14 protein-coding genes are annotated in these 15,924 nt (G+C 71.8%); 2 read left to right on the top strand and 12 right to left on the bottom strand.

What is annotated here, in order from left to right:
- Window positions 1-120: 120 nt before the first annotated feature.
- From ruvB to pgsA, 10 genes are all read right to left on the bottom strand, one after another.
- Window positions 121-1,191, bottom strand: a complete 1,071-nt coding sequence (gene ruvB / locus ACIQ9G_RS27510) for a Holliday junction branch migration DNA helicase RuvB (protein WP_403614545.1) — start codon at window positions 1,189-1,191, stop codon at window positions 121-123.
- Window positions 1,192-1,222: 31 nt separating this feature from the next.
- Complete coding sequence (ruvA, locus tag ACIQ9G_RS27505; RefSeq protein WP_403614543.1) at window positions 1,223-1,828, bottom strand: Holliday junction branch migration protein RuvA; 606 nt, start codon at window positions 1,826-1,828, stop codon at window positions 1,223-1,225.
- Window positions 1,825-2,355 carry a crossover junction endodeoxyribonuclease RuvC gene (ruvC, locus tag ACIQ9G_RS27500; RefSeq protein ID WP_403614541.1) on the bottom strand — a complete coding sequence of 177 codons (531 nt, stop codon included), beginning with the start codon at window positions 2,353-2,355 and terminating at the stop codon, window positions 1,825-1,827. Before ruvC ends, ruvA begins: the two co-directional genes overlap by 4 nt.
- 127 nt (window positions 2,356-2,482) lie before the next feature.
- On the bottom strand, window positions 2,483-3,235 hold the full coding sequence (locus tag ACIQ9G_RS27495; protein WP_403614538.1) for a YebC/PmpR family DNA-binding transcriptional regulator: 753 nt from the start codon (window positions 3,233-3,235) through the stop codon (window positions 2,483-2,485).
- Between the two features lie 48 nt (window positions 3,236-3,283).
- Entirely contained in the window at window positions 3,284-3,889 is a 606-nt protein-coding gene (pdxT, locus tag ACIQ9G_RS27490; protein ID WP_403614536.1) for a pyridoxal 5'-phosphate synthase glutaminase subunit PdxT, read from the bottom strand.
- Between the two features lie 31 nt (window positions 3,890-3,920).
- Window positions 3,921-4,769, bottom strand: coding sequence for a pyridoxal 5'-phosphate synthase lyase subunit PdxS (pdxS, locus tag ACIQ9G_RS27485; protein ID WP_403614849.1), 849 nt, complete (start codon window positions 4,767-4,769; stop codon window positions 3,921-3,923).
- A gap of 215 nt (window positions 4,770-4,984) precedes the next feature.
- Window positions 4,985-5,527 (bottom strand): hypothetical protein, encoded by a 543-nt coding sequence (locus tag ACIQ9G_RS27480; RefSeq protein WP_356185297.1) that lies wholly within the window; start codon window positions 5,525-5,527, stop codon window positions 4,985-4,987.
- Between the two features lie 49 nt (window positions 5,528-5,576).
- On the bottom strand, window positions 5,577-6,740 hold the full coding sequence (locus ACIQ9G_RS27475; protein WP_403614533.1) for a glycosyltransferase family 4 protein: 1,164 nt from the start codon (window positions 6,738-6,740) through the stop codon (window positions 5,577-5,579).
- Window positions 6,737-7,666 carry a phosphatidylinositol mannoside acyltransferase gene (locus tag ACIQ9G_RS27470; protein WP_403614530.1) on the bottom strand — a complete coding sequence of 310 codons (930 nt, stop codon included), beginning with the start codon at window positions 7,664-7,666 and terminating at the stop codon, window positions 6,737-6,739. The genes ACIQ9G_RS27475 and ACIQ9G_RS27470 overlap by 4 nt, the downstream gene beginning before the upstream one ends.
- A complete protein-coding gene (gene pgsA / locus ACIQ9G_RS27465) occupies window positions 7,663-8,442 on the bottom strand; it encodes a phosphatidylinositol phosphate synthase (protein ID WP_403614528.1) in 780 nt (259 codons plus the stop codon). The genes ACIQ9G_RS27470 and pgsA overlap by 4 nt, the downstream gene beginning before the upstream one ends.
- A 281-nt stretch (window positions 8,443-8,723) precedes the next feature.
- On the opposite strand from pgsA, the gene ACIQ9G_RS27460 reads away from it, so the two are divergent.
- Window positions 8,724-10,922 carry an elongation factor G-like protein EF-G2 gene (locus ACIQ9G_RS27460; RefSeq protein WP_403614525.1) on the top strand — a complete coding sequence of 733 codons (2,199 nt, stop codon included), beginning with the start codon at window positions 8,724-8,726 and terminating at the stop codon, window positions 10,920-10,922.
- 447 nt (window positions 10,923-11,369) lie between these two features.
- On the top strand, window positions 11,370-13,025 hold the full coding sequence (locus tag ACIQ9G_RS27455) for a hypothetical protein (protein ID WP_403614522.1): 1,656 nt from the start codon (window positions 11,370-11,372) through the stop codon (window positions 13,023-13,025).
- A 191-nt stretch (window positions 13,026-13,216) separates the two neighbouring features.
- Here ACIQ9G_RS27455 and ACIQ9G_RS27450 read toward each other — a convergent pair whose 3' ends face one another.
- Window positions 13,217-13,777 (bottom strand): HIT domain-containing protein, encoded by a 561-nt coding sequence (locus ACIQ9G_RS27450; RefSeq protein WP_356185315.1) that lies wholly within the window; start codon window positions 13,775-13,777, stop codon window positions 13,217-13,219.
- A gap of 80 nt (window positions 13,778-13,857) precedes the next feature.
- The gene (gene thrS, locus ACIQ9G_RS27445; RefSeq protein WP_403614519.1) at window positions 13,858-15,834 is read right to left on the bottom strand and encodes a threonine--tRNA ligase; all 1,977 of its coding nucleotides are present in this window, start codon (window positions 15,832-15,834) and stop codon (window positions 13,858-13,860) included.
- Window positions 15,835-15,924 lie beyond the last annotated feature (90 nt).

Here is a 15,924-nt window from a genome sequence, read left to right as displayed (position 1 = left end):
GATGGGGGTGTATGTGTGCTGCCGACAACGGCGGCATCGGCGGAGTCTAAGCGAGTCCGCGTGCAAGGAACAACGCTCAGCATGGCACCTGGGTTCCTCCTCCGGCGAATGCGCTCGCCGTCACGCCCCGAAGAGGTCCTGTTGTCCGTTTCCCACGGCTGACGTGCCGGGCGGGGTCAGACCGAGGTGGGCCCAGGCGGCGGGGGTGGCGATCCGTCCGCGCGGGGTGCGGGCGAGGAGGCCCTCCCGGACGAGGAAGGGTTCGGCGACCTCCTCCACGGTCTCACGCTCCTCCCCCACCGCGACCGCGAGCGTGGACAGGCCGACGGGCCCGCCGCCGAAGAGCTTCAGCAGTGCCTGGAGGACGGCCCGGTCGAGCCGGTCGAGGCCGCGGGTGTCGACCTCGTACACCGCCAGGGCCGCCGCGGCGATCTCCTGGGTGACCAGGCCGTCGGCCTTGACCTGCGCGTAGTCGCGCACCCGGCGCAGCAGGCGGTTGGCGATGCGGGGCGTGCCGCGGGAGCGGCCGGCGATCTCCGCGGCGCCGGGGGCGTCTGTCTCGACCTCGAGGAGGTTCGCCGAGCGGTGGATGACGCGCTCCAGCTCGGCGGGCTCGTAGAACTCCATGTGCGCGGTGAAGCCGAAGCGGTCGCGCAGCGGGGGCGGCAGCAGGCCCGCGCGGGTGGTGGCGCCGACCAGGGTGAACGGCGGCAGCTCCAGCGGGATGGCGGTGGCGCCGGGGCCCTTGCCGACGACGACGTCGACCCGGAAGTCCTCCATCGCCATGTAGAGCATCTCCTCTGCGGGCCGGGACATGCGGTGGATCTCGTCGAGGAAGAGGACCTCGCCCTCCTGGAGGGAGGACAGGATCGCGGCGAGGTCCCCGGCGTGCTGGATGGCGGGACCGCTGGTGATGCGGATGGGGGCGCCCATCTCGGCCGCGATGATCATGGAAAGGGTGGTCTTGCCGAGGCCGGGGGCGCCGGAGAGGAGCACGTGGTCGGCGGTGGCGCCGCGGGCGCGGGCGGCGCGCAGCACGAGGTCGAGCTGCTCGCGCACCTTCTCCTGGCCGATGAACTCGTCCAGGTCCTTGGGGCGCAGGGCGGCTTCGACGGCCTGGTCCTCACGGTCGGCGACGGAGCCCACCAGCCGCTCGGAGGCGGGGGTGCCGGTCGTGTCGTCCCAGTTCACTGAGATCTCCTAGCTGGGGTGGCGCAGGTGGTCAGCGGGCGCGGTTCAGGGTCTGCAGGGCCGCCTTCAGCAGCCGGCCGACCTGGGGGGTGCCCTCGGTCGCCTCGGCCTGCGGGGCCACGGCGGCCACCGCCTCGTCGGCCTCGCGGGTCGCGTAGCCGAGGCCGATCAGGGCGGCGTGCAGCTGGTCGCGCCAGCCCTGGGTGACCGGAGCGCCGACCGCCGGGGCGCCGATCGGCTCGCCGAGGCGGTCCTTCAGCTCCAGGAGCAGCTTCTGGGCGCCCTTCTTGCCGATGCCGGGGACGGCGGTGAGCGCCTTCTCGTCGCCGGTGGCCACCGCGCGGCGCAGCGCGTCCGGGCGGTGCACGGCGAGCATCGCCTGGGCCAGTCTCGGGCCGACGCCGCTGGCCGTCTGGAGCAGTTCGAAGACCTGGCGCTCGTCGTCGTCCGCGAAGCCGTACAGCGTCAGCGAGTCCTCCCGGACGACCAGGGAGGTGGCGAGCCTGGCCTGCTGGCCCCGGCGCAGTCCGGACAGCGTGTCGGGCGTGCACTGGACGGCGATGCCGATCCCGCCCACCTCGACCACGGCGGAGTCCGGGGCGAGGGCGGCGACCGGGCCGCTGACGAAGGCGATCATGCCGTACGGCCTTTCGATGCGTGCAGGGCGACGGCCTGCTGCAGACGGTTCTGGGCGGGGGCCCGCCAGATGTGGCAGATGGCGAGCGCGAGGGCGTCGGCGGCGTCGGCGGGCTTCGGGGGCGCGTCGAGCCGGAGCAGCCGGGTGACCATGGCGCCGACCTGGGCCTTGTCGGCGCGGCCGCTGCCGGTGACGGCGGCCTTGACCTCGCTGGGGGTGTGCAGGGCGACGGGGATGCCGCGGCGGGCGGCGCAGAGCATGGCGACGGCGCTGGCCTGGGCGGTGCCCATCACCGTGCGGACGTTGTGCTGGCTGAACACGCGCTCCACGGCGACGAATTCGGGCCGGTGCTCGTCCAGCCACGCCTCGATGCCCTGCTCGACGGCGACGAGACGGTTGCCCAGTTCGGCGTCCGCGGGCGTGCGGACGACGCCGACGCCGAGCATCGTGAGCGGCCGTCCGGGGACCCCCTCGACGACGCCGACACCGCACCGCGTGAGTCCGGGGTCCACCCCGAGTACGCGCACGCGTCCCTCCCCTCCTCGCGACGGCGATCTTCGACTGCCGCAAGGCTAGCCGCTGCCACCGACAACGGCTGCGGGCCGGTGGGACGTGTCCCACCGGCCCGCCGAAAACGCTGTGCCCGCGGCGGCGTTACGCCTCGACCTTCTCCATGATCTCGTCGCTGACGTCGAAGTTGGCGAAGACGTTCTGCACGTCGTCGCTGTCCTCGAGCGCGTCGATCAGCCTGAAGATCTTCTTGGCGCCCTCCTCGTCCAGCTCGACCTGCATGGTCGGGACGAAGTTGGCCTCGGCGGAGTCGTAGTCGATCCCGGCGTCCTGGAGGGCGGTGCGGACGGCGACCAGGTCGGTGGCCTCGCTGAGCACCTCGAAGGACTCGCCGAGGTCGTTGACCTCCTCGGCGCCGGCGTCCAGGACGGCGCCGAGGACGTCGTCCTCGGTCAGCTCGCCCTTGGGGACGATGACGACGCCCTTGCGGTTGAACAGGTACGACACCGAGCCCGGGTCGGCCATGGAGCCGCCGTTGCGGGTCATGGCGACGCGGACGTCGGAGGCGGCGCGGTTGCGGTTGTCGGTGAGGCACTCGATGAGCACCGCGACACCGTTCGGGCCGTAGCCCTCGTACATGATCGTCTCGTAGTCGGCGCCGCCGGCCTCGAGACCGCCGCCGCGCTTGATCGCGGAGTCGATGTTCTTGTTCGGGACCGACTGCTTCTTGGCCTTCTGGACGGCGTCGTAGAGCGTCGGGTTGCCCTCGAGGTCGACACCGCCCATCCGCGCGGCGACCTCGATGTTCTTGATCAGCTTCGCGAAGAGCTTGCCGCGCTTGGCATCGATGACGGCCTTCTTGTGCTTCGTCGTGGCCCATTTAGAGTGGCCGGACATCTGCCTGTCTCCTTCGCGTAACCCATCTCTGCAACGAACGCAGAGATCCTACAAGGACTCGGGTGTCCGGTTCGCCCGCACCATGTCGACGAACAGGGCGTGCACCCGGTGGTCGCCGGTCAGTTCCGGGTGGAACGACGTGGCCAGCGCGTTGCCCTGGCGGACGGCGACGATGTGGCCTTCGTGCTCGGCGAGCACCTCGGCCCCGGCGCCGACGGACTCGACCCAGGGGGCGCGGATGAAGACACCCTCCACAGGATCGCCCTCGACGCCCCGGACGTCGACCGCCGCCTCGAAGGACTCGTTCTGCCGTCCGAAGGCGTTGCGACGCACGATCATGTCGATGCCGCCGATGGTCTCCTGGCCCGAGCGCGGGTCGAGGATCTTGTCGGCGAGCATGATCATGCCCGCGCAGGTGCCGTAGACGGGCATGCCGTCCCGCACGCGCGCGCGGAGGGGGTCCATCACTCCGAAGAGGACGGCCAGCTTGGAGATGGTGGTGGACTCGCCGCCGGGCAGGACGAGGGCGTCGACCTCGGCGAGTTCTTCGGGGCGCCGCACCGGCCTGGCCACGGCGTCCGCCGCGGCCAGGGCGATGAGGTGCTCCCGGACGTCGCCCTGGAGGGCCAGGACGCCGATGACAGGAGTGTTCATGAGGAAGTGACCAGGTCCTTCGCCGGGCTCGTCACCAACCGCGGTTGGCGTAGCGCTCGGCCTCGGGGAGGTTGTCGCAGTTGATGCCGACCATGGCCTCGCCGAGGTTGCGGGAGGCGTCCGCGATGATCTTCGGGTCGTCGTAGAAGGTGGTGGCCTTCACGATGGCGGCGGCGCGCTTGGCCGGGTCGCCGGACTTGAAGATGCCGGAGCCCACGAAGACGCCCTCGGCGCCGAGCTGGCGCATCAGGGCGGCGTCGGCCGGGGTGGCCACGCCACCGGCGGAGAACAGCACCACCGGGAGCTTGCCGAGCTCGGCGACCTCCTTGACCAGTTCGTACGGGGCGCGCAGCTCCTTGGCGGCGGCGAAGAGCTCGTGGTTGTCGAAGCCGCGCAGCTTGGCGATCTCGTTCTTGATCTGGCGCAGGTGACGGACGGCCTCGACGACGTTGCCGGTGCCGGCCTCGCCCTTGGAGCGGATCATCGCGGCACCCTCGGCGATGCGGCGCAGGGCCTCGCCGAGGTTGGTGGCACCACAGACGAAGGGGGTGGTGAAGGCCCACTTGTCGGAGTGGTTGACCTCGTCGGCCGGGGTGAGGACCTCGGACTCGTCGATGTAGTCGACGCCGAGGGACTGGAGCACCTGGGCCTCGACGAAGTGGCCGATGCGGGACTTGGCCATGACCGGGATCGAGACGGCGTCGATGATGCCCTCGATCATGTCCGGGTCGGACATGCGCGCCACGCCGCCGTCCTTGCGTATGTCGGCCGGGACCCGCTCCAGGGCCATGACGGCGACGGCGCCCGCGTCCTCGGCGATCTTCGCCTGCTCCGGCGTGACGACGTCCATGATCACGCCACCCTTGAGCTGCTCGGCCATGCCGCGCTTCACGCGCGCGGTGCCGGTCTCGGGGGTCTGGGCGGAGTCGGGAATCGTGGTGGACACGGGTGACCTCACTCGGTGAAGACGGTGTTGTGCTGCACCGAGGAAACGTGAGTGGACCAGGCCACGACAAGGGCCAATGGCAACCCGGTGGATCCTTTTTCTCGTGAAACGCCCCGGGCCGGCCGCGCGGACCGTGCCGTCGGCAGCCCCTACGCCGCCCGGTCCACCAGGGCGGCCGGCGGCTCGTCGTCCATTTCGAAGGCCAGCGGGAACGGGGCGTGACCGGCCAGCCGGAACCAGCGCACCTTGCGGTGTTCGCGCAGCCTGCGGGCCGCTCCGACGGCGTCGTTGTGGAAGCGGCGGGCCATCGGCACCCTGCGCACCGCCTCGGTCAGCTCGCGGGCCGCCGCCTCGCCGCCGGGTGCCGCGCGGACCGCCTCCACCTGCTGGGCCTCCGCGAAGACGGCCCGCAGCGCCTGGGTCAGTTCGCTCTCGGCGACCTCCCGCTGGTCCTCCTCGGCCTGGCGGGCGGCGTGCGCGGCCTCGTACAGCACGATGGAGGCGGCCGGGTCGAGCACGCCGGAGGTGGCCAGTTCCTGGGCCACCGAGGCACGGCGCAGCAGTTGGGCGTCGAGCGCGGCACGGGCGGCGTCGATGCGGGCGTGCAGCCGGTCCAGCCGCCCCGCCGTCCAGCTCAGGTACAGGCCGACGGCGACGAGCGCGACGAGGATCCAGATGAGGGTTGCGGTCACGGGCGGCAAGGCTACCGGGATGATCCAAGGCCCTGGCCGCCGGTTCTGCTCAGTCCCGGGCCAGCCCCAGTCGGGCCCGCAGGCCCGTGGCCCGCTCGTCGGTGGCCACCGCGGCGGCTCCGGCCGTCACCGTCTCGTACACCGACAGGATGTCCGCGCCGACCGTCGACCAGTCGAAGCGGCGCACATGGGTGCTCCCGCGTTCGCGCAGTTCGTGCAGCCGGTCCGGGTCGGCCAGCAGCCGTACGGCCGCGTCGGCGAGCGCGTCCGCGTCCTCGTTGGCGAACAGCTCGCCGGCCTTGCCCTGGTCCAGGACCTGGGCGAAGGCGTCCAGGTCGGAGGCGAGGACGGGGGCGCCGGCGGACATGGCCTCGACGAGGATGATGCCGAAGCTCTCGCCGCCGGTGTTGGGAGCGACGTAGAGGTCGACGCTGCGCAGGAAGCGCGCCTTGTCCTCGTCGCTGACCATGCCGAGGAACTCCACGCGCGAGCGCAGTTCGGCGGGCAGCGTCCGCACGGCCTCCTCCTCGTCCCCGCGTCCGGCGACCAGCAGCCTGGTCCGCGGGCGGGCGGCGAGGATCTTCGGCAGGGCCCGCATCAGCACCGGCAGCCCCTTGCGGGGCTCGTCGATGCGGCCGATGAAACCGATCGTGTCGCCCTGCCACTCGGCCTTCGGCTCCGCCTCGGCGAAGAAGTCGACGTCGACGCCGTTCGGGATGACCACCGCGTCGCCGCCGAGGTGCTCGACGAGGGTCCGCCGGGCGTACTCGCTCACCGCGATCCGCGCGCTGATCTTCTCCAGGGCGGCCTGCAGGATCGAGTAGGCGGCGATCATCGCCCGGGAGCGCGGGTTGGAGGTGTGGAAGGTGGCGACGATCGGGCCCTGGGCCGCCCAGCAGGCCAGCAGACCGAGGGAGGGCGAGGTCGGCTCGTGGATGTGGATGACGTCGAACGCGCCGTCGTGCAGCCAGCGGCGCACCCGGGCCGCCGACAGGAAGCCGAAGTTCAGCCGGGCCACCGAGCCGTTGTACGGCACCGGGACCGCGCGGCCGGCCGAGACGACGTACGGCGGCAGCGGCGTGTCGTCGTCGGCGGGCGCGAGGACGGACACCTGGTGTCCGAGGCCGACGAAGTACTCGGCCAGATCGCGGATGTGGAACTGGACGCCGCCCGGCACGTCCCAGGAGTAGGGGCAGACGATGCCGATCCTCACGGGGTTCCCTTCGCGGGGCTTTCAGGATCCCTCGCGGGATCGAGGTCGGCGAGCCAGAGCCGCTGCAGCATGTGCCAGTCCTCCGGGTGGCCGGCGATGCCGGTGGCGAAGGCGTCCGCCAGCGCCTGTGTCATGACGGACGTCTTCTCGGCCCGCGCACCTGTCTCGGGCACCTCGACCGGGGGGTGCACCCGGCCCCGCATGACGGGCGAGTCGTCGTACCAGAGCGTGACGGGCAGCAGCAGTGCGCCGGTCTGCTGGGCGAGCAGGGCCGGTCCCGCGGGCATCCGGGCCGTCTCGCCGAAGAACTTCACCTCGACTCCGGAGGCCGACAGGTCACGGTCGGCGACCAGGCAGACCAGGCCGCCGTCGCGGAGCCTGCGGGCCAGCGTGCCGAAGGCGGAGCCGCCGTTGTGCGGGAGGACCTCCATGCCCAGGCCCTCGCGGTAGGCGACGAAGCGGTCGTACAGCGTCTCCGGCTTCAGGCGCTCGGCGACGGTCGTGAAGGGCACTCCCAGCTTGGTGGTGACCCAGGCGCCGGCCAGGTCCCAGTTGGCCAGGTGGGGCAGGGCGAGGACGACGCCCCGGCCGGAGGCGAGGCCGTCGGTCAGGTGGTGCAAATCCTCGGGGTCGAAGCCGTCCGCTATCCGCCGCGCGCTCCAGGCCGGGAGCCGGAAGGACTCCATCCAGTAGCGCAGGTACGAGCGCATGCCCGCGCGGGACAGTTCGGCCAGGCGCTCGGGGGTCGCGTCGGGCACCACGCGCGCGTAGTTGCCCTCCAGCCGCCGCACCCCCTTACCGCGCTGCTTCCAGGCGAGGTCGGCGATGCCGCGGCCGAGCCGCACGGCTACCGGCTCGGGCAGCGTCTTCACGGTGCTCCAGCCGAGGCCGTACAGAGCGTCGGTCAGCCGCTCACGTGCGCTCACTTCGCCGCCTCGCTGCCCCGGGGGGCGTTCTTCGGACGGTCAGGGGCCGTCTCGCTGCCGCGGGAGGCGTTCTCCGGCCGGTCCTGGGCCGCCTCACTCCCCCGCGGGGCGTTCCCCGGCTCGTCCAGGGCCGACTCGCCCGCCTGCGCCTCCGCCTCCGCGGACTCCCGGCGGACGGTGACGACGCGCTGGATCAGCGTGACCAGGCTGCCCACGGCGACGATCCACAGGGCGATCGGCAGCAGGTACTGGATGCCGGGCACCCCGAACTTGTGCAGGCCCGCCAACCCGGCCGCGACCAGCGAGATCACCAGCCGCTCGGCGCGCTCGACCAGCCCGTTGACCGCGACCGGCAGGCCGATCGACTCGCCGCGGGCCTTGGTGTACGACACCACCTGGCCGCTCGCCAGGCAGAAGATCGAGACGGCGCACAGGACGTTGTCGGCGCCGTTGCCCGCGTACCACAGGGCGAAGCCGCCGAAGACGGCCCCGTCGGCGACCCGGTCCAGGGTGGAGTCGAGGAAGGCGCCCCACCGGCTGGAGCGGCCGAGCTGGCGGGCCATGTTGCCGTCGACGAGGTCGGAGAACACGAACAGCGTGATCACGACCGTGCCCCAGAAGAACTCGCCCCGGGGGTAGAAGACCAGCGCGCCCACGACCACACCGGCCGTGCCGATGAGCGTGACCGTGTCGGGGCTCACGCCCCGGCGGATCAGAAACGCGGCGAACGGTGTGAGGACACGCGTGAAGAAAGCACGCGCGTACTTGTTCAGCATGGCCTGCCCAAGGGTCGGGTCGCCGGGCGCCCCTGCTGGCCACCGGCTGGCCCATCGTAGCCACGCGCGCGCGTACGCGACCGTCTGGCACCCGGACCCCCGCCGGCGGACCGGCGCGGGACACGGGAGCGCGGTGGACGGTGGGATCGGGTCGCTCGTATGGACGCAGCGTGACGGGAGTGGAAAGCTCGAAGGACCGCGGGCGTCGCCGGAGCCGCCAGAGCACGCGGTCCCGCGTGTCCGCGCCCACAGTGACCTCACCGTGCACGGGAGGCAGGATCATGGGCGACAAGGCGCATACACACCCCGGAGCCGCCGGCAGGGCAGTGGCGGCCGACCACCCCGCGTCCGTACGGAATGTGGTGCTGGTCGGCCACTCCGGTTCGGGCAAGACGACTTTGGTGGAGGCTCTCGCGCTCACCGCGGGGGCCGTCAACCGGGCGGGCCGCGTGGAGGACGGCGGCACCGTCTCCGACCACGACGACATCGAGCACCGGCAGCAGCGTTCCGTACAGCTGTCCCTGGTGCCCGTCGAATGGGACGGCATCAAGATCAATCTTCTGGACACCCCCGGCTACGCCGACTTCGTCGGGGAGCTCAGGGCCGGTCTGCGGGCGGCGGACGCGGCCCTCTTCGTCGTCTCGGCCTCGGACGGCGTCGACGGCTCGACGCGCATGGTGTGGGAGGAGTGCGCGGCCGTCGGCATGCCCCGGGCCATCGTCGTCACGCACCTGGAGGCCGCCCGCGCGGACTTCGAGGAGATGACGCGGGTGTGCGCCGAGGCGTTCGGCGCGGACGACCCCGACGCCGTGCTGCCGCTCTACCTGCCGCTGCGCGGCCCGCAGGGGCCCGACGGGCACGCGCCGGTGACCGGCCTGACCGGGCTGCTGTCGCAGAAGCTGTACGACTACTCCACCGGGGAGCGCAAGGAGTCCGAGCCCGGCGAGGACGAGCTGCCGCGGATCGAGGAGGCCCGCAACCGCCTCATCGAGGGCATCATCGCCGAGAGCGAGGACGAGACGCTCATGGACCGCTATCTCGGCGGTGAGCGCATCGACATCAAGACGCTGATCCAGGACCTGGAGCGGGCCGTCGCCCGCGGGGCCTTCTTCCCCGTCCTGGCCGCCGCCCCCGCGGCCGAGGGCGCCCGGCAGGGTCTCGGCACGGTCGAGCTGCTGGAACTGGTGACCGGCGGCTTCCCGACCCCGCTGGAGCGCGAGGCGCCCCGGGTCACCACCGTGGACGGCGCGCCCCGCGAGCTGGAACCGGGCGATCCGGACGGGCCGCTGGTCGCGGAGGTGGTGAAGACCGCGTCCGACCCCTACGTCGGCCGCGTCTCGCTGGTGCGGGTCTTCTCCGGCAGGCTGCGCGCCGACGAGACGGTGCACGTCTCCGGGCACGGGCTGGCCGACCGCGGGCACGAGGACCACGACGTCGACGAGCGCGTCGGGGCCCTGTCCACGCCGTTCGGCAAGCAGCAGCGCGCGGTGACGCACGCCGTGGCGGGCGACCTCGTGTGCGTAGCCAAGCTGAACCGCGCCGAGACCGGGGACACCCTCTCCGCGAAGGACGACCCGCTGCTCATGGAGCCGTGGGAGATGCCCGACCCGCTGCTGCCGCTCGCCATCCAGGCGCACAGCAAGGCGGACGAGGACAAGCTGTCCCAGGGCCTGTCCCGGCTGGCCGCCGAGGACCCGACGATGCGTCTCGAGCAGAACCAGGACACCCACCAGGTGGTGCTGTGGTGCCTGGGCGAGGCCCACGCGGACGTCGCCCTGGAGCGGCTGCGCAGCCGGTACGGCGTCCAGGTGGACGTGGTCCCGCACCGGGTGTCCCTGCGGGAGACGTTCGCCGGGCGGTCGGCGGGGCGCGGGCGGCACGTCAAGCAGTCCGGCGGGCACGGGCAGTACGCCATCTGCGAGATCGAGGTGGAACCGCTGCCCGGCGGCTCGGGCATCGAGTTCGTCGACAAGGTCGTCGGCGGAGCCGTGCCGCGGCAGTTCATCCCGTCGGTGGAGAAGGGCGTACGGGCCCAGGCCGCCAAGGGCGTCGCCGCCGGCCATCCGCTGATCGACGTGCGGGTCACGCTGCTCGACGGCAAGGCGCACTCGGTGGACTCCTCCGACGCCGCGTTCCAGACGGCGGGCGCGCTCGCGCTGCGGGAGGCCGCGGCCGACGCGAAGATCCACCTGCTGGAACCGGTCGCCGAGGTGAGCGTGCTGGTCGGCGACGACTACGTGGGCGCCGTGATGAGCGATCTGTCCGGGCGGCGCGGCCGGGTGCTGGGCACCGAGCAGACGGCCGGCGGCCGCACCCTGGTGCGCGCCGAGGTGCCCGAGATCGAGATCGGCCGGTACGCGGTCGACCTGCGGTCCCTGTCGCACGGCACGGCCCGGTTCGGCCGCCGGTACGCGCGGCACGAGCCGATGCCACCGCAGGTCGCCGAGCGGCTTCGGCAACAGGAGCGGGAGGCGTCCTAGCCGGGTCCGGGAAGCCGCGCGGGCGCGAGCCGGCCGGCGGGCGTCGCACGCCTGTCCGGCCGGGTGCGCCCGCGCGTGGTACCTGCCGGCCGAGGCCGGCGAACGGGCGCGGGGAGCTTGCGAGTCGGGGCCGCCCAACCGGCACTCGGGACTCGCGAGTCGGGGCCTGCGAACCGGCACGCGGGACGCGCGAGCCGGGTACACCGAACCGGCGCGCGCGACTTGCGGGTGGGGTCCGCCGAACCGGCGTGCGGGGCTGGTGAGTCGGCGCGCCCGGCGCACAACCGGGGTGCCGTAGAAGGCTTCCCGCCGAGTGGGCGGGCGGCTTCGGCCGTCCGCCCCCGTGCGCCCGTGCCTGCGGATACGCTGATGACCTGATCAACAGGTGTGCGCGGCGGGGAAGTCGGGAAGGCCGCAGGTGCAGAGGCGGCAGCGAGGGGGGCGGCAGTGACGGACGGATTCGATTTCAGTCCCGGGGCCCAGGTGCCCCTGTCGGGCTCGGCGGGGCAGACGGCGGCGACCAACGCGCTGGCCTCGGCGGCCTACCGGGACGACGAGGTGGCCAAGATCCTCGAGGCCGACAACGAGTGGCACAAGTCGACGGTCAAACCGCCCCGCCCGTGGGCGAGGATCTTCCGGCCCAAGCTCGGTGAGGCCTTCTCCCGGGCCGTCATCGACCGCACGCTGGGCGCCAAACGCGAGCCGCTCATCCAGTCCTTCGGCGTGGAGCCGCAGGTCGTCGTGGAGCACTGCCTGGCGGCGCACCGCATCCGCCGGGAACGCGACAACTGGCTGACCGCGGTGACGGTGCTCTGCGGGGTGCTCTTCCTCCCGGGGTTCTTCGTGTGGCTGCTGGTGTTCACGCTGCGCACCACCGTCAGCCGGCGCGAGGACAGGCGTTCCGGGGCGCTCGGCACGACCCTGCTGGTCGCCATGGGCGCCCTGGCCGTCCTCTTCCTGGTCAAGATGCCGTTCACCGGATTCTGGGCCTGGTACGGGCGCGCGGCGGTGGTCATGCCGGTCGTCGGCTGGTTCTGGGCCAAGCGGATCTGCGAGCGTTCGGCGCATGACCTGCGGGAGCGCTGGGAGAGCCTGCTGTCGGGCGGCGGCCCGGGCGCCAAGATCCCCGAGGCGGTGCCGGGCAACCCGGGCGACGCGGCCGAGCAGGTGCGCAAGGAGCTCGCGCGGCTCAGCGCCGAGCAGCGGTCCAACTCGGTCTTCTACGCCGGCCCCAAGGGCATACTCGGCATGGGCACGCGCTGGGGCAGCTGGCAGCTGGCCGAGGATCTGGTCTCCGCCGAACCCGGCAAGGACTTCCACCCGTTCCGCAGCTGGGACGTCATCACCGCGATCCAGCGCGGGCTGGGGATGCTGGAGCGCACCCCCATCAACACCGGTGGCTTCCCCAAGCCGTCGATCACGCACTGGATCGTGACCCCGATCGGGGAGAACGCGAAGTCGGTGTCCCGGCCCAGCGGCACGGACGTGGACGCGTACACGGTCAAGACGCACGCCATACAGGACATCTGCAACAAGCAGCAGTTCGGCGGCGGCGACCGGCACTACCTCGGCGTCCAGTGGACGCTCTGGGACGGCCATCTGGTCATCACCATGCTGATCACGGTGACGGTGCTGCACGACACCCTGCGCATCGAGGTCACCGGCCACGCCCTCGGGCCGGTCCACCCGCTGTTCAACGACAAGCCCGCGGCGAAGGAGAAGGAGGTGCAGAAGGCGCTCCGGTTCTGGGAGACCCGGAAGGTCAAGCTGCCCCTGGTCGACGCCGACGAGGTGGTACGGCTCGCCGCGCGCGCCCCGCTGACCTCGTATCCGCCGCTGCTGAACTGGCTCGGCGGGAGCCTGACCCTGCCGGAGCCGTTCGGTCTGCGGCACGCCTGGGCGGACCAGCCGTGGCGGCACCGCTTCATGGCCGACGACGCGCTGCGCGCCGCGACCCCCGTGCTGCGGGTGGTGCACGCGGCGGCCCTGAAGACGCTCCGGGAGAACGGCGTGGACGTGGAGAAGTTCGGCTCGCGGTCGGCGGTGCTCAGCGGGGCGGTGCAGGAAGTGGCGCCGAAGAAGGCGGACGTCTACGACGCGTGAGCCTCCGGCGGTCCGGGAGGGCGTCGGCCCGGGCGGCCCTCTGGGGTGGCCGCCGTTCCGGGGGCGGCGCCCCCGGACCCCCGCTTTCGGCCTTGACGGCCTCGTCCTGGAACGCCGGACGGGCTGGGTGACGCGGACGTGGGCCGAAGGCTCACGTAGTGGGCGGACGGCTCACGTAGTGGGCGGACGGCTCACGTAGTGGGCCAGGCCTCCGCCAGCATCTTCCGGGTGTCGGCCAGCAGTTGCGGCAGCACCCGGGTGTGGCCGACCACCGGCATGAAGTTGGTGTCGCCGCCCCAGCGGGGCACGATGTGCTGGTGGAGGTGGGCGGCGATGCCCGCGCCCGCCACCGTGCCCTGGTTCATGCCGATGTTGAAACCGTGGGCGCCGGAGGCGGCGCGCAGGGCCCGCATCGCCTGCTTGGTCAGCTCGGCGAGCTCGACGGTCTCCGCCGGGGTCAGATCGGTGTAGTCGGCGACGTGCCGGTACGGGACGGTCATCAGGTGGCCGCCGTTGTACGGGTACAGGTTGAGCACGGCGTACACCTGCTCGCCGCGCTTGACGATCAGGCCGTCCTCGTCGGACTTGGCCGGGATGGAGCAGAACGGGCAGCCGTCACCGGCCCCCGGACCGGTGGGCTTGTTCTCGCCCTGGATGTAGGCCATCCGGTGGGGCGTCCACAGGCGCTGGAACGCGTCCTGCGTCCCCACTCCGATCTGCTGCTCCGGCTCACTCGTCATGCAACGCAGCATATGGCTTCACGCCCCGGCGCAGGGCCCGGCCCCCGGTGAGAGAAGATCACCGGGGGCCGGGGGGCAGCCGTCGCGGCCGCTCAGACCTGGGTCCGCTCCTCGACGACCTTCGCGATCTTCGCGATGGCCTCGTCGAACGGGATGCCGTTCTCCTGGGAGCCGTCGCGGTAGCGGAAGGAGACGGCGTTGTTCGCCATGTCCTCGTCGCCCGCGATGACCATGAACGGCACCTTCTGCTTCTGCGCGTTGCGGATCTTCTTCTGCATCCGGTCGGAGGACGAGTCGACCTCGACCCGCAGGCCCTTCCTCCTGGCCGCCGCGGTGAACTTCTCCAGGTACTCCACGTGCGCGTCGCCGATCGGGATGCCGATCGCCTGCACCGGGGCCAGCCACGCCGGGAACGCGCCCGCGTAGTGCTCCAGCAGGACCGCGAAGAAGCGCTCGATGGAGCCGAACAGCGCGCGGTGGATCATGACCGGGCGCTGCTTGGAGCCGTCCGCGGCCGTGTACTCCAGGTTGAACCGCTCGGGCAGGTTGAAGTCCAGCTGGACCGTCGACATCTGCCAGGTGCGGCCGATCGCGTCCTTGACCTGGACGGAGATCTTCGGGCCGTAGAACGCGGCGCCGCCCGGGTCCGGGACCAGCTCCAGGCCCTGCTTCTCGCCGACCTGGCGCAGGACCTCCGTGGCCTCCTCCCACACCTCGTCCGAGCCGACGAACTTCTCCGGGTCCTTGGTGGACAGCTCCAGGTAGAAGTCGCTCAGACCGTAGTCGCGCAGCAGGTTCAGCACGAAGGTGAGCGTCTTGTCGAGCTCCTCGGCCATCTGCTCGCGGGTGCAGTAGATGTGCGCGTCGTCCTGGGTGAAGCCGCGCGAGCGGGTCAGGCCGTGCACGACACCCGACTTCTCGTACCGGTACACGGTCCCGAACTCGAACAGGCGCAGCGGCAGTTCGCGGTAGGAGCGGCCGCGCGCGTCGAAGATCAGGTTGTGCATCGGGCAGTTCATGGGCTTGAGGTAGTAGTCCACGCCCTCGTCGAGCTGCATGGGCGGGTACATGCCGTCGGCGTACCAGTCCAGGTGGCCCGAGGTCTCGAAGAGCTTCCCCTTCGTCGCGTGCGGGGTGTAGACGAACTCGTAGCCCTCCTCCTCGTGGCGGCGGCGCGAGTAGTCCTCCATGACCCGGCGGATCGTGCCGCCCTTGGGGTGGAAGACGGCGAGGCCGGAGCCGATCTGGTCGGAGATCGAGAACAGGTCCAGCTCGTTGCCCAGCTTGCGGTGGTCGCGCTTCTCGGCCTCGGCGAGGAAGTCGAGGTACTGCTTCAGCTCGTCCTTGGACGGCCAGGCGGTGCCGTAGATGCGCTGGAGCATCGGGTTCTTCTCGCTGCCGCGCCAGTAGGCGGCCGCGTTGCGCATCAGCTTGAACGCCGGGATGAGGCGGGTGGAGGGCAGGTGGGGACCGCGGCAGAGGTCCTTCCAGCACAGCTCGCCGGTCTTGGCGTCCAGGTTGTCGTAGATGGTCAGCTCGCCGGCGCCGACCTCGACGTCCGCGCCGTCGTCGCTGGAGGCGGAGCCCTTGAGGCCGATCAGCTCCAACTTGTACGGCTCGCCGGCCAGCTCCTCGCGGGCGGCCTCGTCGGTGACCACCCGGCGGGAGAATTTCTGCCCGCGCTTCTGGATCTCCTGCATCTTCTTCTCGACGGCCTTGAGATCTTCGGGCGTGAACGGCCGGGCGACGTCGAAGTCGTAGTAGAAGCCGTCCCTGACCGGCGGGCCGATGCCCAGCTTGGCCTCGGGGAAGATCTCCTGCACGGCCTGCGCCATCACGTGCGCGGTGGAGTGACGCAGGATGTTCAGGCCGTCCTCGGAGGAGATCTCCACGCCCTCGACGGTCTCGCCGTCCGCCACCTCGTAGGTGAGGTCCCTGAGTTCTCCGCCCACGCGCGCGGCGACGATCGAGCGCTCGCCGGCGAAGAGGTCGGCGGCCGTAGTGCCCGTCGTCACCACGCGCTCTTCCCGCTCGGAATCGCGTTGGATGATCACACGGACGTCTGACACCGGTCTCTCCTGACTGCAGGTGGGGTGCGGCGCCATACCGGGAGCGCGCGCATGACTGGGATCGTACCGAGCCGGGGCCGCCGACCGCGA

It is taken from the genome of Streptomyces sp. NPDC096152 (assembly GCF_044763235.1).
In the GTDB taxonomy this organism is placed as follows: Bacteria; Actinomycetota; Actinomycetes; order Streptomycetales; family Streptomycetaceae; genus Streptomyces.
This window is presented reverse-complemented; position numbering and strand designations above follow the sequence as displayed.

Coding starts and splice junctions, on each gene's coding strand:
- ruvA (WP_403614543.1), bottom strand. CDS start 1,828: ATGATCGCCTTCGTCAGCGGCCCGGTCGCCGCCCTCGCCCCGGACTCC.
- pdxT (WP_403614536.1), bottom strand. CDS start 3,889: ATGAACACTCCTGTCATCGGCGTCCTGGCCCTCCAGGGCGACGTCCGG.
- pdxS (WP_403614849.1), bottom strand. CDS start 4,769: ATGGCCGAGCAGCTCAAGGGTGGCGTGATCATGGACGTCGTCACGCCG.
- ACIQ9G_RS27460 (WP_403614525.1), top strand. CDS start 8,724: ATGGGCGACAAGGCGCATACACACCCCGGAGCCGCCGGCAGGGCAGTG.
- ACIQ9G_RS27450 (WP_356185315.1), bottom strand. CDS start 13,777: ATGCTGCGTTGCATGACGAGTGAGCCGGAGCAGCAGATCGGAGTGGGG.
- pgsA (WP_403614528.1), bottom strand. CDS start 8,442: ATGCTGAACAAGTACGCGCGTGCTTTCTTCACGCGTGTCCTCACACCG.
- ACIQ9G_RS27495 (WP_403614538.1), bottom strand. CDS start 3,235: ATGTCCGGCCACTCTAAATGGGCCACGACGAAGCACAAGAAGGCCGTC.